This is a genomic window from Streptococcus suis (assembly GCF_019794555.1).
GTDB classification, from domain to species: Bacteria; Bacillota; Bacilli; order Lactobacillales; family Streptococcaceae; genus Streptococcus; species Streptococcus suis_AB.
Map to the genome: position 1 here is coordinate 82,119 of NZ_JAIMEP010000008.1, position 22,725 is coordinate 104,843.

At 40.2% G+C, this 22,725-nt stretch carries 20 protein-coding genes and 1 pseudogene; 2 read left to right on the forward strand and 19 right to left on the reverse strand.

Annotation, left to right across the window (positions count from 1 at the left end; all coding sequences use genetic code 11):
* Positions 1–2 precede the first annotated feature (2 nt).
* Positions 3–1,790 (reverse strand): DNA primase, encoded by a 1,788-nt coding sequence (dnaG, locus tag K6V48_RS05270; RefSeq protein WP_172066384.1) that lies wholly within the window; start codon positions 1,788–1,790, stop codon positions 3–5.
* A gap of 162 nt (positions 1,791–1,952) precedes the next feature.
* Between dnaG and mscL the strand changes: the two genes are divergently transcribed.
* Positions 1,953–2,321 (forward strand): large conductance mechanosensitive channel protein MscL, encoded by a 369-nt coding sequence (mscL, locus tag K6V48_RS05275; RefSeq protein WP_222368356.1) that lies wholly within the window; start codon positions 1,953–1,955, stop codon positions 2,319–2,321.
* Positions 2,322–2,400: 79 nt separating this feature from the next.
* Here the strand turns inward: mscL and galE are convergent, their stop codons facing one another.
* The 7 genes from galE to hemW form a co-directional block, all read right to left on the reverse strand.
* Positions 2,401–3,417 (reverse strand): UDP-glucose 4-epimerase GalE, encoded by a 1,017-nt coding sequence (gene galE / locus K6V48_RS05280; RefSeq protein ID WP_172038517.1) that lies wholly within the window; start codon positions 3,415–3,417, stop codon positions 2,401–2,403.
* 115 nt (positions 3,418–3,532) lie between these two features.
* The gene (rpsU, locus tag K6V48_RS05285; RefSeq protein ID WP_000048054.1) at positions 3,533–3,709 is read right to left on the reverse strand and encodes a 30S ribosomal protein S21; all 177 of its coding nucleotides are present in this window, start codon (positions 3,707–3,709) and stop codon (positions 3,533–3,535) included.
* Between the two features lie 100 nt (positions 3,710–3,809).
* Positions 3,810–4,442, reverse strand: coding sequence for a TIGR01906 family membrane protein (locus K6V48_RS05290; RefSeq protein WP_172038518.1), 633 nt, complete (start codon positions 4,440–4,442; stop codon positions 3,810–3,812).
* Positions 4,432–5,205 carry a TIGR01457 family HAD-type hydrolase gene (locus tag K6V48_RS05295; RefSeq protein WP_172024578.1) on the reverse strand — a complete coding sequence of 258 codons (774 nt, stop codon included), beginning with the start codon at positions 5,203–5,205 and terminating at the stop codon, positions 4,432–4,434. Before K6V48_RS05295 ends, K6V48_RS05290 begins: the two co-directional genes overlap by 11 nt.
* A gap of 9 nt (positions 5,206–5,214) precedes the next feature.
* On the reverse strand, positions 5,215–5,832 hold the full coding sequence (locus K6V48_RS05300) for an NUDIX hydrolase N-terminal domain-containing protein (protein WP_222368359.1): 618 nt from the start codon (positions 5,830–5,832) through the stop codon (positions 5,215–5,217).
* Positions 5,819–6,559 (reverse strand): acyl-ACP thioesterase domain-containing protein, encoded by a 741-nt coding sequence (locus K6V48_RS05305; protein ID WP_222368361.1) that lies wholly within the window; start codon positions 6,557–6,559, stop codon positions 5,819–5,821. Before K6V48_RS05305 ends, K6V48_RS05300 begins: the two co-directional genes overlap by 14 nt.
* Positions 6,560–6,572: 13 nt before the next feature.
* The gene (gene hemW, locus K6V48_RS05310) at positions 6,573–7,712 is read right to left on the reverse strand and encodes a radical SAM family heme chaperone HemW (RefSeq protein ID WP_222368364.1); all 1,140 of its coding nucleotides are present in this window, start codon (positions 7,710–7,712) and stop codon (positions 6,573–6,575) included.
* A gap of 246 nt (positions 7,713–7,958) precedes the next feature.
* Here hemW and K6V48_RS05315 point away from each other — a divergent pair, with 246 nt between their 5' ends.
* Positions 7,959–8,384: a VanZ family protein gene (locus tag K6V48_RS05315; protein ID WP_261311051.1), complete on the forward strand. Its 426-nt coding sequence runs from the start codon at positions 7,959–7,961 to the stop codon at positions 8,382–8,384.
* Positions 8,385–8,626: 242 nt separating this feature from the next.
* Here K6V48_RS05315 and glgP read toward each other — a convergent pair whose 3' ends face one another.
* The 11 genes and pseudogenes from glgP to K6V48_RS12090 all read right to left on the reverse strand — a co-directional run.
* Positions 8,627–10,894, reverse strand: coding sequence for a glycogen/starch/alpha-glucan family phosphorylase (glgP, locus tag K6V48_RS05320; protein ID WP_222368370.1), 2,268 nt, complete (start codon positions 10,892–10,894; stop codon positions 8,627–8,629).
* A gap of 178 nt (positions 10,895–11,072) precedes the next feature.
* Positions 11,073–11,789 (reverse strand): purine-nucleoside phosphorylase, encoded by a 717-nt coding sequence (gene deoD / locus K6V48_RS05325; protein WP_222368372.1) that lies wholly within the window; start codon positions 11,787–11,789, stop codon positions 11,073–11,075.
* Between the two features lie 110 nt (positions 11,790–11,899).
* Positions 11,900–12,709 (reverse strand): purine-nucleoside phosphorylase, encoded by an 810-nt coding sequence (locus tag K6V48_RS05330; protein WP_222368374.1) that lies wholly within the window; start codon positions 12,707–12,709, stop codon positions 11,900–11,902.
* Positions 12,710–12,805: 96 nt separating this feature from the next.
* On the reverse strand, positions 12,806–13,210 hold the full coding sequence (arsC, locus tag K6V48_RS05335) for an arsenate reductase (glutaredoxin) (protein ID WP_222368376.1): 405 nt from the start codon (positions 13,208–13,210) through the stop codon (positions 12,806–12,808).
* Entirely contained in the window at positions 13,210–14,421 is a 1,212-nt protein-coding gene (locus K6V48_RS05340) for a phosphopentomutase (protein ID WP_172055661.1), read from the reverse strand. Before K6V48_RS05340 ends, arsC begins: the two co-directional genes overlap by 1 nt.
* Positions 14,422–14,735: 314 nt before the next feature.
* Entirely contained in the window at positions 14,736–15,407 is a 672-nt protein-coding gene (gene rpiA / locus K6V48_RS05345) for a ribose-5-phosphate isomerase RpiA (protein ID WP_222368379.1), read from the reverse strand.
* Positions 15,408–15,485: 78 nt separating this feature from the next.
* On the reverse strand, positions 15,486–17,081 hold the full coding sequence (locus K6V48_RS05350; RefSeq protein WP_222368382.1) for a type I restriction-modification system subunit M: 1,596 nt from the start codon (positions 17,079–17,081) through the stop codon (positions 15,486–15,488).
* Positions 17,082–17,097: 16 nt separating this feature from the next.
* Positions 17,098–18,276, reverse strand: coding sequence for a restriction endonuclease subunit S (locus tag K6V48_RS05355; protein ID WP_222368385.1), 1,179 nt, complete (start codon positions 18,274–18,276; stop codon positions 17,098–17,100).
* A gap of 18 nt (positions 18,277–18,294) precedes the next feature.
* Positions 18,295–18,945: a hypothetical protein gene (locus K6V48_RS05360; protein ID WP_172103619.1), complete on the reverse strand. Its 651-nt coding sequence runs from the start codon at positions 18,943–18,945 to the stop codon at positions 18,295–18,297.
* A 120-nt stretch (positions 18,946–19,065) separates the two neighbouring features.
* Entirely contained in the window at positions 19,066–22,428 is a 3,363-nt protein-coding gene (locus K6V48_RS05365; protein WP_261311048.1) for a type I restriction endonuclease subunit R, read from the reverse strand.
* A pseudogene (locus tag K6V48_RS12090) lies at positions 22,429–22,725 on the reverse strand (hypothetical protein); the annotation flags it as partial. It abuts the gene before it with no gap.

The following is a 22,725-nucleotide window of genomic DNA, read 5'->3' on the forward strand; positions in this document are numbered from 1 at the left end:
ATTTACTCCATTTGTTTTCTTCTTTCGAGCAATTGTTGCAACTCATCAAGTGCAATGTCACTATTTCCCATATGGGACTGTTCACGAATATTTCGCGAAATTAACTGATTCTCCTTTTTCAATAATTCTTTATTTCGTCTATGCTCAAGTTCTTCTATTTCACCCTGAGCAACTTCTTCTGGCAAACGTTCTTCCAACATTCGATACCATGCCTGCTGAACTGAAGCTTCCATTTGAGACAATTCAAAACTCGTGATTTCTCCCTGCTCCCTTAAAACTTCATATAGGACTTGAAGTTCAGGAGTCGCAAAATAAAAATCATCTCGTAATCGAAATTCATTTAAAATATAAGCGTGTTCCACCATCCGAGACAGTAAATGATTTTCAGCTCGTACCAAGCTTGTTACACGTACAAGCGGTTGGACTGGCAACAGCCTTGATCGATCAGTTTGGCTATTGTCTTGTACTGACCGTTCTTGCCGTTGTTGCAGTCGTGCATTGTTGACCGCTAACTCAACTTGTGTATAGTCAAAATCAGACAATAAATCTGCCACTTTGTATATATAAGAATTTTGAGCAGTAATCGATGGTGTTTTTGCAATAATCGGTGCAATCTTATCAACAAATTCAATTTGCATTTGCAAGTTATCAGGATTTTCAGGTTTGAGGTACTGAATTAAAAACTCAACATCACTCATCCTTGATTTTTCCAATATCTGTTGCAGTGCCTCTGGAGAATTCTTCTGTAAAAATTCATCCGGGTCCATATTATCAGGAAACTTGACTATGTCTATCTGAAAATTTTGCAACTCATCCAGTGCTTTCATAGTTGCAGCCTGGCCAGCTTTATCTCCATCGTATGTAAGGACAACTTTTTTACAAAATTTAGAAAGGTGACCAACATGCTCTTGTGTCAATGCTGTTCCCATGGAGGCAACGGCATTTTCGATACCAGCCCGATGCGCCGCAATGACATCCAAAAAACCTTCCATTAGATACACTTCCCGTTGTTTTTTGATAGTAGCCTTAGCCTGATCCAAATGATACAGCTCATAGCTCTTATTAAAAATCGGCGTGCTGCGAGAGTTTTTATACTTGGCTAGTTGCTTATTCTCTTGGTCTTTTTTCGTCCAAATACGACCCGAGAATGCGATAATTCTACCATATTCATCACTCAAAGGAAAAATAATTCGACCTTGAAATGCGTCATATATCATATCCCCTTCACTCGGGTTAAATAAGCCCGACTGTAGTAAGTTTGCCTCATTGTACTCTGCTGATAATTTTTGATAAAGGATATTTTGCTCAGGTGGTGAGAGACCGATTTGAAAAGTTTGAATCACTTCATCAGTCAAACCACGTTGATGCAAGTATCTCCTTGCCTCTTCACCCATCTTCGTCGTCATTAAGAAGGCATGATAAAATTTTGCGGCATCCTTGTGTATATCAAAAAGAACCTGATGGGGATGCTGTCTTGATTCTGCCTGCTGATTAGTGGGAATGAATTCAGTTTGAAAACCAGCTTTTTCTGCAATAATTGCCACGGCATCAGCAAATGTAACGCCACGGAAATCTTCAATAAATTTGAAAACATCTCCTGATTTACCACAACCGAAACAATGATAAAACTGCTTATCTTCAACTACGTTAAAAGAAGGTGTTTTTTCCCCATGAAAAGGACACAAACCTAAATAATTACGCCCCGCTTTGGTAAGCGCAACCGACTCACCAATAATATCTACAATGTTAACCGATTGCTTAAGCTCATTTATTTTTTCTTTTGCTAACACCGGTTACCCCCATATAAATCCAGAGAATCTGCACATTTTAACATTCTATATTGTATAATAAATTTCTTGAAAAGTAAAACTTTCAAGTCGTTATACTTGTAAAAAAAAGAAAAGCGGTTATAATAGAAAAAGAAAATATTTATGAAAGGACATATTTAGGATATGTTGAAAGATTTAAAAGCATTTTTATTCCAAGGAAATGTTATTGACCTTGCTGTTGCAGTAATTTTTGGTGCGGCCTTCAAAGCCATCATCGATTCATTCGTTACTGATTTGATTACTCCACTCTTGTTGAACCCAGCTTTGAAAGCTGCTGGTGCAGATAAGATTGCTGATTTGAGCTGGAACGGTGTTACTTACGGTAACTTCTTGAGCGCTGTTATCAACTTCTTGATCATCGGTACTGTTCTTTTCTTCATCGTTAAAGCTGCTGAAAAAGCATTGCCTAAGAAGGTTGAGGAAGAAGTGGTTGTTGCTGCTCCAACACAAGAAGAATTGCTTACTGAAATCCGTGATTTATTGAAAAAATAATTCTTGATTGATGAGACAGGTGAATTACCTGTCTTTTTTGTTGGAAAAAGAAGATGTGAGCCTCCACTCACATCTTGTCTTATCCTTCGTATCCATTTGGATTTTTCGATTGCCAGTTCCACGTATCTCGACACATGTCTTCAATTGTTTTTTCTGTTCTCCAGTTTAGTTCAGCCAGAGCTTTATCTGCATTCGCATAAAAGGACGGAAGGTCTCCTGCTCGATTTGGTGCAAAGCGATACGGAACATCTACACCAGTTACTTGAATGAAAGTATTTACCAATTCTAAGACACTTGTTCCTTGACCAGAACCTAGGTTATATGTATAAACCTGATTAGCTTCATCTAATTTTTCTAATGCTCGTACGTGTCCTTTGGCCAAATCAACAACATGGATATAGTCTCGTACGCAAGTCCCATCTGGCGTATCGTATTCATTTCCAAAAATATTGAGAAATTCACGTTTCCCAACTGCTACCTGAGCTACAAATGGCATCAAGTTATTTGGAATGCCTGACGGATCTTCCCCAATCAAGCCTGACTCATGAGCTCCAATTGGATTGAAATAGCGCAACAACGAAATAGACCAATCTGGATCAGAAACATAAATGTCGCGAAGAATCTGTTCACACATGACTTTCGTTTGACCATACGGGCTAGTTGGAACTCCTACTGGCATGTCCTCTTGATAAGGAGAGGGATTAAAACTGCCATAAACAGTAGCACTAGATGAAAAGACAATTTTCTTCACATCATACTCAGCCATCACTTCAACCAATGAAAGAATGGACATGATATTATTTTCGTAATAAGCACCAGGTTTTTGAACTGATTCTCCTACTGCCTTAAATGCAGCAAAATGAATCGCTGACTCGATATTTTCTTTCTCGAATACCTGACGCAATCCCTGTTTGTCTGCTACGTCTAGCTGATAGAAGGTCGGTCTCTTTCCTGTAATCTCCTCAATCCTATCCAAAACCAAAATACTTGAATTAGAAAGATTGTCAACAATGACAACTTCTTTACCCAATTTTAACAATTCAACAACTGTATGGCTACCAATATAACCAGCACCACCTGTTACTAAAATACTCATGCAAAAACTCCTTTTTTCATGAAAAATGTGACTTGATTCAATTCTACATATCTATTATAAGTTAGGTAAGGTAAAATGTAAATAAAAAACAGCCCAAAAGCTGTCTTAAATTCAATTAGAATTTTTTACGCTTGCGAGCTGCTTCTGATTTACGTTTACGTTTTACAGATGGTTTTTCGTAGAATTCACGTTTACGTGTTTCTTGAAGAGTACCAGCTTTAGTAACCGCACGTTTGAAACGACGAAGAGCATCATCAAGTGATTCGTTCTTGCGTACTACTGTTTTTGACATTTTTTTCACTCCCCTCAATTTCAAAGTCTTTATCATTTTACTATGAATGCATCCGTTTGTCAATCTTTTTTGATTTTAAATCATAAAAATCTATCCTAGGTCAACTTGCCAATTGATTGCTTTTTCGAGACCACGCAAGCATTGCCCCGAAGAACACTTCGTAAAAAACAAAAAATAAAATAAAGCAATGCAAGAAAAATTCCTCAGGTAAAATATAAATGACAGGATCCTTGGCTGGGTCAAATAACCAAGTAGAATCACCAGGAAAAAGGACCGTATGAAAAAGAACAAAGAATTGGTCAAATCCTATAAGAAGCCCCATTAAGCCGATGACAATCGGTGCAAGCATCATCCACAAGAAGGTTTTTTGAACCAACCAGCCATGGCCTTTTAAAAGAATCTGTTTGATGAACAAGAAAAAAGCGGGAAAACTTAGAACAAACACACCTTGCGCTATATGAAATAGTTTTTTCACATCAGCGAAATGTTTGAGACCATCAACTGAGGAAGAAAAGTTAGGCATGTCTAAAACTGTCTGAAATGGATTGGTTAAATAGTTCATCAAAATATTGAAATTATATGAGATATCTGCCGATTTCATATAGACGTTTTTTTCCAGCCCTAGATAAGAAATTTCAACAGGAAACACTAGCCATGCCAAATAAATGGTAGCAAGGATTGCACCCGACAGCACAAATAAAACCGTTCCGAATACTTGTAGTTTAGTTTTCATCAAAGCTCCATTCATCTAAACTATTCAACACATGGGTTGGCGCAATTGGTAAATGAGCTACTTCTTCTGGTTTCGTAAAACCAGTAAGTACCAAAAGGGTTGAAAAACCATTATCAATACCTGCACGAATATCTGTCAAATAATTATCACCAACCATAATTGTCTGACTCTTTTCAGTTCCCAGTATCTCTAAAGCCTTATCCATAATGATGGATTTTGGTTTTCCAATGATGGCTGGTTTGATCCGAGTTGCAGCTTCTAATAGCGCCAATAATGAACCTGCTCCTGGTAAATGCCCACGCTCAGTTGGAATATTCAAATCTGGATTGGTGCCAATAAAGGTTGCTCCTTTTTGGATCGCTAATGTAGCAATCGTGAGTTTTTCATAAGTCAAATCAGTGTCTAGCCCAACAACGACATAGGCAGGATTAGTTGTATCCTCAACGTAACCTGCCTCATAAATAGCTGATTTTAGCCCATCTTCACCGATTACATAAACGGTCTTGTCTTTACCCAAATCATTCATATAGTCGATAGTAGCGAGACTTGCAGTGTAGATGGTTTCGAGTGGCGTCACAATATTGAATTGCTCAGCCAGCATGGCCTGCACCGTTTCAGGTCTGCGGGTGGTATTATTGGTCACAAATAAATAGGGAATTTGTCGTTCCTGCAATCGATGTACAAATCGTTCCCCAGCTGGTATGCGCTTTTTCCCTTCATAAATTGTCCCATCTAAATCAATCAAGTATCCTTGGTACGTCATTTTTCCTCCTTAATCAAATCGTGTTTCCCAATGTTTGGCATGACTAGCTTCAAAACAAAGAGCTATTTGTTCTGGTGTATTTTTCCCTAAAGATAGCTGTGGCAAGTCGTTCAGTTCAAAATAAGCAGAGCCGATTGTTTCCGAATTTGGTTGAAATTCCCCACCAATAACCTTGCAAAGAATAAATACCTTTGTTACACGGTGTACAGACTTGGCTGGATTATTCTTATGTTTGTCCAAAATCGCCACAACCCGTTCTGCTACAACCTCAAGTCCCGCTTCTTCTTTTACTTCTTTTATCAAATTATCCTTAACCGATTGATCTACGTCACACCAACCGCCAGGCAAAGACCAAAGCCCATCATTTTCCTGAACCAACAAGATTTTGTTATCCTGAAAAATGGCTGCGCGAGTATCAAGTTTCGGTGTCTGATAGCCAGATTCATTACAAAATAGCTCTTTCACTACTTCCAAAGGTTGCCCTGAAGGCTCCACTAACATTTCTGCCGCAATTTGCCGCACTTCTTCAAAACGTTCAATATCATAAACATCTTTCCCATAGGCTAAACCTGTTTGAGCGATGGCTTGTAGACGCACAGCCCAATCCAACCACTTATCTTGCGTCATCTCTTTCCCTCCATACAATTGTAGCTTGTGCATGAATATGCCCCTCTACAACGATTTCGTGTTGGCTATGTAATGCTGTTGTAACCAATCTAGAACTCACTTGACTTGTAGGAGCTACTTCCTTGATATATTTTAATTGAATTTTTTTAGGAACATGGCAGAGCAGAAAATCGTATCCTAGCGATTCATACATCCATTCTAAGTACTTACTATTGTTGACATGACCATTCATATCCAAATCAAAATAGCGAACCGAAAACTCCTGAACAATTGGTGCATCCAGCTCATGGTATTTGTGTGCCCGTGGTAATTTTTTGACCTGTTCAGATAGAAATGGCTCAATCAATACTTCTGGAACTGGAGCTACCTTTCGAGTTTCAAAATCAATCAACACAAAATAGCAGAGTATATCGAGTAAAAGATTGCCATTTTCATCATAAATATAGAACATTCGATGGCAGAAAAATTTATTATAGGCAATCGCGTCTGTCACAATGGTGATGGATTCATTATAAGTTGGTAAGCGATGAATGTTCAGCTCATAATCAGTCACTACCCAGATTAATCCAAATTCTTCAAAAATGAATACATCACTTCGTCCAACTGACTCTGATTGGCGTCCTGACACTCCCAGACAATATGAAATAAAAGCTGGTAATTTAATTTCATGTTGCACATCACACATATCAAATGGAATAGTTAGATTTTCTTGGTATTTTAATCCCATTTAACTCACCCCTCTACAACTCTTCAATAATAAACCGTTCAGCTACTGTATCTCCAAGAAATAATCCTTTTTTCGTCATTCTAAGCCTATGGTTCTCCTCCTGTAAGAGACCTTCATTTATTAAGTCTCTAACAACCTGACCATATCGTTCTTCAAATGAGATACCAAATTTTTCTTCAAATCGTTCAATCGAGACACCCGTTTTCTTTCTCAGGCCTAAAAACATCTCTTCTTCCATCTGCTCCGTTTTACTGAGGAATTCCTCATGTAAACGTGAATGGCCCTTCTCACGAATTGATTTGAGATAGTGCTGAATCGGGCCTCGGTTACGATAACGCATGCCATCCAAATAGCCTGAAGCCCCTGCCCCTAATCCATAATACTCCGCATTATCCCAGTACATGAGATTATGACGACTTTCAAATCCTGGTTTGGTAAAATTAGAAATCTCATAGTGCTCAAAACCATTTTTTTCTAACTCCCGAAGGATGTAATCAAACATATCAGATTCTACGTCCTCATTGGGGAGATGAAGATTTCCACGGCGTTGACGATTCATAAAGACCGTATGATTTTCCAAAATCAAGCTATAGAGACTCATATGGGGAATATCCAATTCTAAGGCCTTTGCAACATTGTCTTTGACTTGCTCCATTGTCTGACCAGGTAACGCATAGATAAGATCTATGGAAATATTATGAAAACCAGCTGCTTTTAGTGAAGCAATGGTTTCATAAATTTGGGCTTGATTATGACTACGACCAATTTTTTTTAACATACGGTCATCAAAGGTTTGAACCCCCAATGATACGCGGTTACACTTAGATTTTTTTAGAACTTCAATTTTGTCTGTTGTCAGGTCACCAGGGTTAGCCTCAATAGTAAATTCCTCCAGTTGAGATAAATCCAACAAATTCTCAAGATTGGTCAAGAGGTAGTCTAATTGATCTGCTGATAAAGCCGAAGGTGTTCCGCCACCAATATATAGGGTCCGAAGGGCTGGGAGGTCGTAAAACTTGACCTCTTCCATGAGGGCAGACAAATACTCATCGACAGGTTGGTTTTTGATGAATACCTTGGAAAAGTCACAATAGTAACAAATTTGAGTGCAAAATGGAATGTGAATGTAGGCTGATGTCGGTCGTTTATTCATAAAATCTATTATAGCACATTGTCAATGAAAACTTTTTTTGGAGCAACACTTTACCTCACTCTAAAATATTCGTATAATAAAGATGAAAGGAGACTTTTAATGAACAAAGAAAGAATATACGATAGCATCAATCTCATCCTGTCATTTTTAGTCTGCCGCTGGATTTTTATGACTTTTCTTTTTTTCCAGTTTTCGACTATATTTATGACCTATGATGTCATTCCGACACTTGCGGCAATCCTGTTAATGACTGCATTTTGCTTTAACATATTTCGATTAATTTATAGACCAAAAATTTCTAGACCAACTCTCTACTTTTTCTATTCTAGCTATATACTTCTCCTCATTTATCTCCTATTTTTCAAAAGTATCGGCGTCAAGGGTTTCAACTGGAATATCTTTTCCACCTTCACACAAGACCTTTTTCTCAATCCAGCTGTCTTAGTCTTTAACCTCTTATTATTTTTACCCCTAGGATTGCTCGTTCCCTTTTCTTGGAAAAAAATAACTCTTTTTATTGGTGTAATTCTGATAATTGAAGTCTGCCAGTACACTTTCTCATTAGGTTTCTTTGATCTTGGTGACATCCTGCTCAATACAATCGGTTTTGTTCTTGGAAATTTCCTTGGACGATCAGTAATTGGTCAATTCTTCAAAAACATAGTCATTTGAATTAGCTTTGATACATCGTCACTTTCGCCTTGCCGTACTCTAGTACAGCCTGCGTCTCAGTTCCTTGTCTGAAAGCTAATTCATTCGACTATAAAATTCAAAAAAAAAATAAATCTGGATAACTAGTCTTTAACATAAAAAATAGCTTTGAATGACGTCATCAGCAACGTTCATTCTAAGCTATTTTTTATTCTAATGTTGTTCAGAGTGAGATTTTTTTAGATTATCTGTCCACTTTTATGCTATTTAGCTTCCAAATGCCAGATATCATCATTGTACTGTTGAATCGTACGGTCTGATGAGAAGAATCCAGATTTGGCAATATTGACAATCACTTTTTCAAGCCAGCTATTACGGTCTTCATAATCTGTCAACATGCGTTCCTTGGTTAAAATGTAATCTTCCAAGTCTAAGAGGGTCATAAAGTGGTCATTGTGTTTCAAATTATCTTGTAAGCGCCATAGACGTTCATCGATACCACCCGCATGACGAACGACATCACTAGTAATGAAATCAATCAATGGACGGATTGTATCGCGTTCGTAGTAAGCGTATGGGTGGTAGGTTCCATTTGCATAATGATCAATAACAGTTTGACTGTCTTGACCAAAAATGTAGATGTTTTCATCACCAACCAATTCATGGATTTCTACATTGGCACCATCATCCGTACCAATTGTCAACGCACCATTCAACATGAATTTCATATTGCCAGTACCAGATGCTTCCTTAGATGCAAGAGAGATCTGTTCGGAAATATCTGCTGCTGGAATAATATAACTCGCCTCGGTTACATTGTAGTTTTCAATCATCACCACTTGCAAATGTGGGGCAACATCTGGGTCAATTTGAATAACTTGTGACAATACTAATATTAAGTGAATAATATCTTGGGCAGTTGTATAGGCTGGTGCCGCTTTTCCTCCGAAGAATACGGTTAATGGTCGGGTTGGGATATTCCCAGCTTTGATATCCAGATATTTGTAAATGACATATAATACGTTCATTTGTTGCCGCTTGTACTCATGCATGCGCTTGATTTGCACATCAAAAATGGATTCAGGGTTAACCTGTACACCTTGAGTTTTCGAAATATGACGTTGCAATTTCCGTTTATTATGTTGTTTGGTTTCTTCCAACCAGTCTTTAAGTTCCTTGTTTCCCTTGAAATCCAAAAGCTTTTCCAATTCACTCGCATCATGGTGATAGCCATGTCCGATTAAGCCATCAAAGTAGCTTGCCAGACTTGGGTTCGCATGCATCAGCCAACGTCGGAAGGTAATCCCGTTTGTTTTGTTGTTGAATTTCTCAGGATAAAGCTCGTAAAAAGCCTTCAATTCTGAAGTTTTCAGGATTTCTGTGTGAAGGGCCGCCACTCCATTGATGGAATAGCCATAATGAATATCCATGTGAGCCATATGAACACGCCCTTGTTCATCAATAATGTTCACCGCTGGATCGTTCTTGACAGCTTTCGCACGACGGTCCAATTCTTCGATAAATGGTACCAGATGTGGCACAACACGGTTTAAGAAATCAAGTGGCCATTTTTCCAAAGCTTCTGACAAAATGGTATGGTTGGTATAGGCCGTCATCTTTTTCACGATTTCAACCGCTTCATCAAATGAAATACCACGAAGTTCTAACAAACGAATCAATTCAGGGATGACCAATGAAGGATGGGTGTCATTGATTTGAATTACAGCGTAATCAGGCAAATCATGCAGATTAGAACCTTTGGCAATCGCTTCATCAATCAATAGTTGCGCAGCATTGGACACCATGAAATATTGTTGGAAAATCCGAAGGACTTTTCCTTCATCCGTCGAATCATCTGGGTAAAGGAAGAGAGTCAAATTGCGGAAAATGTCTTCTTTATCAAATTCTATACCATCGTAAATGATATTATCATCTACTGAGCCTAGGTCAAACAAGCGCAGACGGTTTTTCCGTTCCATTTTATAACCTGGTACATCAATATCATAGAGCTTTGAAGTCAGTGTGAAGTGAGCAAATGGCACCTGATAAGAAATCGGTGATTCCGTTAACCATGAATGCGGAGTAATCCACCCATTTGGAACGGCAGTCTGTTGATGGTAGGCAAATAATTGACGAAAGAGACCAAAATGATAGTTGAGGCCAACACCATCACCATTTAAACCAAGACTTGCAATCGAGTCTAAGAAACAGGCAGCTAAACGACCTAAACCACCATTGCCAAGTGATGGTTCTAGTTCCATATCTTCAATGGTAATCAAATCTTTGCCAGCTGCAACCAACTGACTTTTCACTTCATCATAAAGTCCTAAATTGATTAGGTTGTTCGATAATAATTTCCCAATCAAGAATTCAGCTGAAATGTAGTAAACTTTTTTCTTCTGATCGTTGGTATACTTGGCTTCACTTTGTTGTTTAGTGAAGGCTAATAAAGCATAATAGAGTTCTTGGTCTGTGCAATCTTCGATACGTTTGGCGTACATAGACTGGACAAAGTTTTGTAAGTTGATCATTCTTTTCCTCCTTTTGGAAACTTATTTATGTAAGTATTCACGATTGTTTCAGTTAAAAAATGTAACCGTTTTCTATATTATACCTTATTCAACAAAAAAAGACAAGCCAAGTTCCGTACAAATAGAAATTGGTTCGTCTTTCAAACGATTGCGTTTTTTTAGCAATCAAGATTTTTTATCATTCATCTGCAATCAGAGTTTCCAAACCAACCTTCATCATATCAGTGAATGTGTTTTGACGCTCTTCAGCTGTAGTGTCTTCTTCTGGATTCACCAAACTATCAGAAATTGTCATAATGGCAAGTGTTTGAACACCAAACTTAGCACCCAAATAGTAAAGTGCGGCTGCTTCCATTTCTACAGCTTTCACACCCAATTTCCCTAATTCTAAGTTCCGACTGAATAGCTTTGGAGAATAGAAACTATCTGATGACAAGACATTGCCGACATGGGTTGTCAAGTTAAGTTTCTTAGCAATATGATAAGCCTTATCCAACAATTCAAAATCGGCAATTTGGGGCAAATCATATTCTGGCCAGTCAATATTCATCATTTTTGAATTAGTGGCTGCCCCTTGAGCAAGTACCAATTCACGGACATGAACATCCTCATTTAAAGAACCGGCTGTTCCCACACGAATCAATTTTTTTACGCCATATTCGTTAATCAGTTCATGTGCATAAATGGAAATAGATGGCATACCCATTCCTGTTCCCATCACAGAAACACGATGACCTTTGTACGTACCTGTATAGCCAAACATATTGCGGACTTCATTGAAACAAACAGCATCTTCAAGGAAGTTTTCAGCGATAAATTTAGCACGAAGTGGATCACCAGGCAGTAAAATCTTATCAGCGATTTCACCTGGTTTTGCGGAAATATGGATAGACATGTAGATCCTTACCTTTCTTGATAATTATTCTTCTTATTTAGATTGGAAAACGATAAAAGTACTGAAGCAAGAGTGTGAAAAGTAATCATTGTACTCTCACTTTCACCAATTTACAACTCAGCCAAGATAGCTTTCACCAAGCCCTTGAAGTTGTCCTTGATTTGCTCGGTTACTTCTACAACTTCTTCGTGATTGAGTTCCGATTGGAAACCGGCCGCAAAGTTTGTAATAGCTGAAATTCCCAAGACTTTCATACCTGAGTGAGCTGCCACGATAACTTCTGGTACTGTCGACATACCAACAGCATGAGCACCCATAGTCTTGAAGGCCAAGATTTCTGCAGGTGTTTCATAGGTAGGACCTGTCACACCTAAATAGACACCATCGTCCAACTTGATACCCAATTTTTCCGCAATGGCATGGGCTTTTTCACGGTATTCTTTAGTGTAGGCATTGGACATATCGGGGAAACGTGGACCAAATTCATCCAAGTTTGCACCAATCAATGGGTTTTGACCTGTCATGTTGATGTGATCGGTAATGACCATCAAGGTACCTGGACCATAGCCGATACCACCTGCGGCATTTGTCACAATCACACCTTCACAACCGAGTGCTTTCATGACACGAACAGGGAAGGTCACGACCTCCATAGGATTTCCTTCATAAAAATGGAAACGACCTTGAAGAGCTAAGACTTTACGTCCTGCCAAATCACCGTAAACCAACTTACCAGCATGACCAACAACCGTTGATTTGCCCCAGTTCGGAATTTCTGCATAATCAATAACAATGGCATTTTCAACTTCTTGAGCTAATTCACCCAAGCCAGACCCCAAGATCAAACCGAATTCAGGTTTCACTAGACCTTTTTCTTCCAAGAACGCTTTTGTTTCATAAATTTTTTCTACTAATGTCATAAGTTCAATGATACTGGACTGTCGTCCAAATTCAATTAGCTTAGCTAATTAAACTTCCTTTCTATAATCTTTGATAAACCCTAAGAATCTAACTATTTATAAAGGCAAAACTACTTCACCATCTTCTTTAACATAGGGTGTTTTCATTGGTGGCAATAATTCCAAAACTGTCTCTGAAGGACGACATAATTTAACACCCTTTGAGCTCACAACAATTGGTCGATTGATAAGAATTGGTTCAACAACCATTGCCGAAATGATAGTATCCTCAGATGCACTTTCCCAATCAATCCCCATTTCATGATATGGTGGTACATTGGTTCGTAACAAATCTTTAGCTGTTATTCCCATTTTGGACAATAAACCATGCAATTCTTCCTCACTTGGTGGGGTATCCAAATAATGAACAATTTCAGGTTCAATTCCTACATGTCGGATAATAGCAAGGACGTTGCGCGATGTTCCACATGCAGGATTATGATAAATCACAACTTTTTCCATTAAACTAAAGCTCCTAAGAAACTTTCACCTATCATGGCTGTCTCCACACCAAAGTTTTCAGCAACAGTGGCTGAAATATCCGCAAAGTGACCGACTGGTAAGACTCCATTTCCTTTGAATGACTTACTGTAAGCCAAAAGTGGCACATATTCACGTGTATGGTCTGTTCCAGCATAGGATGGATCATTGCCGTGGTCTGCAGTAATCAAGAGTAGGTCATCTTCACGCATCGCATCAATAAGCTCTGGAATACGTGCATCAAACTCTTGCAAGCAGTCGCGGTAACCTTCGATGTTGCGACGGTGACCATAGACAGCATCAAAGTCAACTAGGTTTGTAAAAGTAAAACCTTCCTCGAATTCAGGCAACTGCAACGTTTCAAGCAAGACATCGACACCGTGCATATTTGACTTAGTGTGACCCATATCGTTGGTAATACCTGAACCATTGAAAATATCACTGATTTTACCAACTGAGTAAGTCGGTACACCCGCATCTGCTAGTTTGTTGAGGACTGTTGCTTCAAACGGTGACACTGCATAGTCGTGACGATTCGCAGTCCGTGAGAAATTCCCTGGCTCACCAACATATGGACGTGCGATAATACGGCCAAGAAGAGCAGGGCGTTCAAGGGTAATCGAGCGAGCATATTCACAGATACGATACAACTCATCAAGTGGAATAATATCTTCATGGGCTGCAATCTGAAGCACAGGGTCTGCGGAGGTATAGACGATTAACTCCCCAGTTTCCATTTGGCGAGGGCCAAAGTCATCAATGACAGCTGTACCTGAATACGGCTTGTTTGCTTCGCGAATGATTTTACGACCTGAGAATTCTTCGATTTTTGTCAAAATCTCTTCAGGGAAACCATCCCAGAATGTATCAAATGGCTCAGTAATATTGAGACCCATAATTTCCCAGTGTCCTGTCATGGTGTCTTTCCCAAGCGAAACCTCTTCCAACTTGGTCACGTAACCGGTTGGATGGCTTTCAGCAGGAACTGTCGCAAGCGCTGTATCACGAGGAATATTGCCAAGACCAATTTTTGCCATGTTTGGCACATCAAGCCCAGCTTTTTCAGAAATGTGACCGAGAGTGTCAGATTCTGTATCTGCTACACCCGCATTGAAAAATTTATCTGAGTCTGGTGCTGCGCCGATTCCGACAGAATCCATAACAACCAAGTGAACACGTTTAAATTTAGGCATAATTGTCTCCTTTTTTAAATCATGAGTTACAGAAAATTAATTTCCAACCATAATACCAGTAAAATATCTGGAATTTCATCTTTTAATAAATGCATTATCTGCTGCCTTCTTCGTGCTCGGATCATCCCCGAGCACCTAGAGCATAGATTCCATTCTAGAAAATCTATACTCATTCATAGGGTTTGCAAGCAATGGATAGCAAAAAACATCTATAAAATTGGAAACGAATTCTCATTAACTTCGAACGTTCGTATTTTCATTATACCATAAAAACGCCTCTCATTGTTAGTAATTGAGAAGCGTTTTCACTTTATTTATTTTTCAACTATTTGAGGACCGTCAGGCGTACCAACGATTACCTTGGAAATCAAACCAATAAAGAGACCATGTTCAACAACTCCGACTGTCCGATCCAATTCTTCTGCCAATGCAAGTGAATCTTCAATCCGATGTAAATCGAGGTCAATAATATAATTTTTCATATCCGTCACAAGTTTTTCACCATCACTCATTCGGAAACTTGGGCGATAACCTTTTGATTCGAACAAGCGAAATAGGTTTTCAGAACCGTATTGAACCACTTCTACTGGCAATTTAAATGCTCCTAGCGTTTCAACTACTTTGGATTCATCAACAATCCAGATACAATCTTTACTATTGACCGCAACAATTTTCTCCATCAATAAAGCTGCTCCGCCACCTTTGATTCCATTAAAGGCTCCATCTACTTCATCAGCCCCATCTACCGTTAAGTCTACATACTCAACTTCGTCAATATTTTTTAGTGGAATCCCAAGGGACGCAGCATGTTCTGCCGTAGCATGCGAGGTCGTTACACCAATAATTTGTAACCCCTCCTCCGCAACCCGACGGCCAATTTCTTTAACAAAATAGTAAGCTGTAGACCCAGTCCCTAGACCAACAACCATACCATCCGTAACAAATTCCGCAGCCTTAATACCAACCTGCTCTTTTAAGTTTGTCATCTTTGTCTCCTTTGAAGTCATTCATGAAATAATTATATCACGAACTGGTTTAGGAGGATAGCGAATACATAAAATTAACTACTTCAATTTTTCCAGAAAAGCAGTTAATTCTGCCTGAGCTTCTGGTGTGGTACCGACTAGCTGACCTAGCATGGCTTCAAGCTGTGCTGAAGTTTCTGCGATTTCCTTATCAGTTTGAGCAAGCTTATCCGCAAGCTCTGTTAGTGGAACAACAGGCTCTTCCTCAAAGGTATCCACATAGCGAGGGATGTTGAGGTTGTAGTCATTTTCCACAATCTCCTCAAAGCTAGCTAGGTGGGCAAACTTGTCTACATCTTGACGTTCTTGATAGGCTTTCAAAATCTTAGCGATATGGTCATCGGTCATGATATTTTGGTTTTTGCCTTTGTCAAATTCTTTAGATGCATCGATAAAGAGGACATCTTTACTGGTGCGGTTTTTCTTAAGAATGATGACTGTGGTTGGAATGGAGGTATTATAAAAGATGTTGGCTGGTAGACCAATCACGGTGTCAATGGCTCCTTCTTCTAGAAGGTGCTGACGGATTTTCTGCTCTGCATTTCCCCTAAAGAGAACCCCGTGAGGAAGGACAATGGCCATAACACCTGAATGCTTGAGATGGTAGAAACCATGTAGCAAAAAGGCGAAGTCAGCCTTAGACTTGGGGGCTAATACTCCATAGCTAGAGAAACGTGCATCCTGCAGGAAGCCAGCATCTCCACTCCACTTCTGAGAATAAGGTGGGTTCATAAGCACACCATCAAAATCTGTCGGCTCGGTCGTTGGCCAGTCCGCATCAAGAGTGTCACCGACATGAAGTTTTTGGTTTTCAATGGCAACACCGTGGAGCATCATGTTCATGCGGGCCAGGTTGTAGGTCGAGGTGTTAATCTCCTGACCGAAGTAGGAAACGGTCGAAGCCTCTTTGCTGTAACGTTTGGCGTTAAGAAGGAGAGAGCCAGATCCCATGGTTGGGTCATAGAGGGTCATTCCTTTTTGGCGCTCACGTCCAAGAAAGACAATCTGGGTCATGAGGTGGGAAACGGCTTGAGGTGTATAGAACTCGCCTGCTTTCTTACCTGAGTCGCTGGCAAACTGACCAATCAGGTACTCATAAGCATCCCCCAAGACATCCCCATCATGGTTACTGAGGTTGAGTTCATGGAGTTCTTTGATCAGGGCTGAAATGACCTGATTCTGCTTTTGTGGTGTTGGTCCCAGCTTTTTAGAGTAGAGGTCTATGTCTTCAAAAAGGTTTTCAAAAATCTCGTTGGACTGCTCAATGTCACGGAAGCCCTGTGCCAAATCTTCCAACTGGAAGTTGCTGGTGTGGACTTTTGCTACCAAGGCTGTAAAGGTCAAGCCAGGCTCGATAAAGTAATCCAGCTCATCATCAAGGACATCTAGCAAATCTTCCTTAACATCTGGATCCGCAAAATTTTCTTCATAGAGCCTTTGAGCCTGTGACAAACTATCAAAGGATTCATCAAGGTTGTCACACACCGCCAAAAGCAACTTATCTGACAGGTATTTGTAGAAAATCAAGCCCAAAAGGTAGGACTTGTATTCGTTAGCGTCCATCTTGCCACGGAGAATATCCGCCGCATTCCAAAGGGACTGGTAAAGGGATTGTGAGTTGTTTTCTTGTGCCATTTGATTTCCTTTTCTGTTATACAAATAATTTACGGAGTAGTGTCTTTTTCATCTCTTTCAAGCTAGCTAGCTTGTCCTCCACCTGAGCAATCTCTTGGTCAAGAGTTTGGAAGAATGAGGAAAGAACTTGTTGTTCGGCAAAACCACCAGGAATTAATAATATTATTTCAGACATGATATTATTCATTAATTTTGGATTACCAACTTTGGAAACATATTTCCATGCAACAGTGTTCAAAATTTCTGATATTGCTATATTACTGTATCCCTCATCCGATAACAAAACACCATTAACATTTGTACTATAAAATTTACCTTCTCTAAACCTAACTGTACCAGCATTTGCACCATCGGTTGTCCATGTAATTGCGGTGTCAAACAGATAATCTTTGTAAAAACCCATCAATCCATTATTCTTAGTTTGGGAGGAATAAACTGGGTATGGATATTCATCAGATTTTGTATCGCTAACTAAATTAGTAGATAAAACCTGACCTCTAGTGACTTGAAAAATATCTGAAACTTTTACTTCTTTCCAATCATCCACAAAGCCTTGGAAGCGGAGGGCTGGCTTGGTTTGTCCCTTGGCTGGAAAGAAGAGTTTGAGATAGGTCATCTTCTGCTCCTTGAGCGTGTCCAACTTACGCTGATGAAGGGTGATGTGGCGGTCCAGGGTGGAGAAGAAAGTGCCGATGGCTTCTTGTTCGGGGAGGGTGGGGATGGCGAGTTTAAAGTTTATTATATCTTTTGGAGAAACTCGATTCTGACTGTTAGAAGTACCTGTGGAAAGTTCTTCTAATTTTTTTGTTGTTTCATTTGATAGAAAAAATTCTCTTAAAAACTCTAAATTTACCATTTCCGAAACAAATGGCATAAACTCCGAAGAACAAATAGCATTCTCTGAAGGAGTTTCAACTAACCAGATACGCTGTTGACGAACATTTAGCTTATTTATCAAAAGAGAACTACGCTGTATTTTCAATCTAGAACTTAACATTTCTTTCCCTAATACATAAGCTGGTCTTCTATTTACATCAAACGACGGCATACTATATTCCTCAAAAATATTGTTCGGAGAAAGTTTGGGGTTGACACTCTCTCTTTCTATTTCTCCCACTTCCCCCAACTTCCGCAGTTCCCAAGCGTCAGTGTAGCCTTGAAAACGATAGGCTGGGATATTATTGTTTGTTTTCATTTAATCTCCTTTTTATGTTCAATATGAAGAGCGTGCTTCACCTAGCGAATCATGAATCGCAAATAAATCATTACACACTTTACATAGCAACAAAATCCATTCTTCTAATAACTGTATATCCACACTAATATCTTTTGTCATATACTCATATCTTTTTGAATCTCGATTTACCGGATAACGTGTACTTTGAAAATCAATATTTGCATTATTTGTAAATTCTACAAAGCGTTCAATCAATTTCAGCCTATCGTTAACCCAATTTTTTTTAGGATCTTTCGAAGTGCTTTTTTGATAGCAGCTTCTAATTTTTCCAACTAACACTGTCAACTTATGACCTGTTTCGATTTGACTACGGACTATCATCCAATCTTCGCTTGTATATTGGTGAAAACCACTATAAATTGATTTAAGAGACAATTCCAAGGCAATAAATATATTATGCAAAATACATAATACTTCACAATCACCATCTTCTCCATTATCTTTTATGTGTGATAAATATAAGATAGCTGTATCAAAAAATCCATTTGCCATGCTCACAAAGGTCATATCAACACTTGGTCTAGTTACTCTAGCAAGTAATGTATTTGTGACCTCCTTTTCAGAGAATGGATTTTCCAGCTTTAAACAAACATCAACCTCTCTACTTAGTCTACGTGCGTATTCCATAATAATCACCTCATTTTTACTTTCTTAAAGGAAAGTAATTAATCTACTCAAGTCGATAACATACTAGAAAAACTTGAGATGCATATTTCCATCATTATCATCTCTCAAAATATGCTATACTTATCTCCCCCTCAATGGCAGGATTTCTTCCGCAATCATGTTCATATAGTCCTCTTTGAGGGCTTTTTTGTATTTGAGCTTGTTGAGGGCTTGGTCGCCCTTGTTTTCCTTGTAGCTTGTATAATCGTAGGTATCAACAAGGGCTTTTTCTCCGATTTGCTTATCCTTTCCAACTCGGTAGTTGTCCACGATAAACTGGAGTTCGTCTTCGCCAACACACCAATCTCGTGCGGTGGATACGACTTGTTCACGGATGGTTAGGTCAATCATCTCGTCAAGTTTGTGGGCGATGGATTGGCCCTTGTAATCTTGGGTATTGGTTTGGGCTTCCTGCCAGATTTTGGAGATGAGTTGGGAGAGTTTGGGATTGGTCTTGTCTAAGTCGGCGATGTAGTTGTCCACCATCTTTTTCTCCTTGTCAGGAATGACTTGATTTTTACTGTCAATCAGGTTCTGGATGAGGGAGATGATATAGTGGTAGTTGATTTCATCCGTACGGACAGACTCCAGCTCGTATTCAATATCAAAAGGCGTATCTTCTATGCCCTCGTCATCCTTCCGCCGTCTGCGGAGTTCTTCAATGACATTTTGGTATTGTCCAGAAAAATTCTCAATATCCTCCAGACTAAGCCCGATTTCCTTGAGCATGTCCTCTTGCTCGTAGTCGGCATAGACCTGTACGGAGGCAAAGAGCTTGTCAAATTCCTGGAAGGCCTTGGCAAAGCGTTTCAACTCGGCATCACTGCTGGCATCTAGGTCTGGAACCATTTCAGGATTTGGGGCAATCGCCAACAACTGCTGAACCTTTTCCGTGAACTTGGCTTTTTCTTCCAACCAAGTCGGAGCCAGCACCGCAAACTCGCCACCATTTGAGTAGAGACTGAGGGCCTCGTCAACCCTTTCCTTAAAGCGTTCTGGAGTCTGGAAGGTAACGATTTGTCCAAACTTTTTGCCCTCGTCAAAGAGACGATTTGTGCGTGAAAAGGCTTGGATGATGTGCTGAGGTTTCATAGGTTGCCTGTCCATGAAAATGGTAGACAAGCACGGAGCATCAAAGCCCGTCAAGAGGCGATCCACCACGATGACCAAGTCCAACTGCTCCTCACGGAAGGCATACTTGTCTTTTTTGCGTGCCAAGCGGTCGTTGAGGTCAGTATTATAGGAACCAAGAGACGCCAGAGTGAAATGCGTACCAAACATAGCATTGTAATCCTCCAAGCTCTTGCTCATGTAGTCTTGATTAGCAAAGGAAGACTCGTCATTTTCAGATACTGAGTATGTGATCGCAACTTTTGGAAAATCAGGCAAGACTTTTTTGACTGATTCCGAAATTGTCAGGCTCTTCTGTCCAGCCTTGACTTCTTGTATCAGGTCATAATAAGCTTGAGCACGGGCGATGGACTTGACAGTCAGTAGGCCCTCATAGGTTTTCCCTACACCGTTTTGGAAACCAAGTTTGCGTTTGGATTTGTTTAAAATAGCATCCAACACCGTCAGCATGTGCCGCTCATCGTCGTAAAACTCGTCTTCGATTTCATCCTCAGCCCAGCCAGGCATGGTGGTCTGGTATTCCACTTGGAAACCAAGAACAGCTCGGTCATGGATGGCTTCTTTGACTGTGTACTCATGGAGACATGGCCCATACTGTTCTTCTGTCGTCTGGGCTAAATCACCTTTTTGCTCCCGCTTGTTCTCCTTGAAAATAGGAGTACCTGTAAAGCCATACCAAAGTGAGTTAACAAAGAACTGTTCCAAAATCCGCTGGCGTTCTGGGGTGACAGCCCGGTGGCATTCGTCCACAACGAAGGCTAGATTTAGGTTCTTAACACGTTGGTGGAATTTCTCATGAAACCCCTCTTCAAATTGACGCAGGAGGGTATTGAGTTTTTGAATAGTGGTGACGACGACACGGCGGTCTTCTGAAGACAGATTTTTCAATAAGTGCTGGGTATCGTCTGTCTGGTCAATATCTATCATGTCATTTTCCGCGTAAGATAGAAAGGCAGCGGTGGTCTGCTGGTCAAGATCCGTACGGTCAATGACAAAAATCGTCTTCTCAATGGATGGGATTTGCAGGAGATTGCGAGCTACCTTGTAAGAAGTCAGGGTTTTACCTGAACCAGTCGTATGCCAGATATATCCTGACTGGCGTAGACGGCTGGCTTCTCTGATAGCTTCGATGGCATGAATTTGATAAGGACGGAGCAGAATAAGGGCTTTTTTGTCATCGTCAATCACCGAATATTGCATGACCAATTGGTGAGCCATGGGAATGGAAAGGACCTCTCTGGCAAAGTCAAAGAGATGGGGCTGGGCTTGATTGTGCTTATCCACCCATTTGGTCAAGAAGCGGTCGTTGAGCTTGGATTCCTTGGCTGCTGCTATGTAGCGGGTTTCCGTAATATTAGACACTACAAACATCTGCAAGCTCGAAAAGATACCCTTAAACTGACCTTCTTGCTCGTATTTGCGAATCTGGCGAAAGGCATCCATATAGGGATGGGAACGGCTTTTGAGCTCAATCTGAATCATGGGTAGTCCGTTAATCAAGAGGGTCACATCTCCCCGTCTTTGTCTGGCAGCATCACCACCTGTCACAACTTGGTTGACAACCTCATAACTGGACTTGCCCCCTGCGACATTGTGACGCCAGATAACCTCTAGTCGGATTGTTCCCAGACTGGCATCTTCTCGCTGGACTTGCACCTTGGCAATTCCATTCTCACCTGCTAGCCACTTGGCAGCTTCGTAGAAATTGACAAAGTTGAGCTGGTTGCGAATTTGGTGCTTTTCTTGGTCTGTCAGAGGATGGTCAGCCAAATGGCGGACGTTATTGGCCTCTAGCTTGGCGAAAAAGTTGGACCAAAGGAGTTCTTCACTATTGAGTTCAGGACGGTAGACCCACTGACTCTCTCCGCTGGTCAACTGGCGAATGAGTTCATCTTCTATCTGTAGCTCATTAGCAGGCTTCTTGGTCTGATAAAGAGCCTGAGGATCAACCAACTCCCGTTGACCAGGTAGTAAACGCAGACTGACTTGAAAATTTTTTAAGTCCTCTTCATTCACTTTCTGTAGCAAGTTCAGAAGATGTTTGCGGAAACCGATTAACTGACCGTGGGCATCTGCCAATTTCTGCTCTGCTTGGGCATAGTGACCAGGCTTACGCTTGATGTCCAGATAGCCTTTGACAATATCGGTCAGGCGAGCTTGTTCCACTTGGTAAACAGCCTCCAACTCTAAGGCATTGTCCTGTCTTTCTAGTTTTTTCAGTAAGCCTGTTTGGTATTCCTCTATGGCTTTCATTTCTTCCAAGAGTTCTGGTGCATAGACGGGTATGTCTAGCATAAGTTGTTTCCAAGTCATCTAGTCACCAGCCTTTCGACAACGCAAAAAGCCTGCCAAGACTGGCAGGTTCAGATTGCAGACAAACATCGTTTCGGTGTTTGTCTTTTTTACTATTTTTAGTGAAAAATGTCTGTTTTGGCGCTTAAACCATCTCATCTGGACAAAATAAAAAGGCTCTCCCGCCATCCTTTTGACCAGTTTTTTGAGATTTAAGCACGCCAAAGTCAGTCCAATCTTATCCTCCATTTTGGACTTGCCTTTTTCCCTCGTGTAGCGCAGATTATGGTATTCCTTGGCTGTGCCAAATAGCCGTTC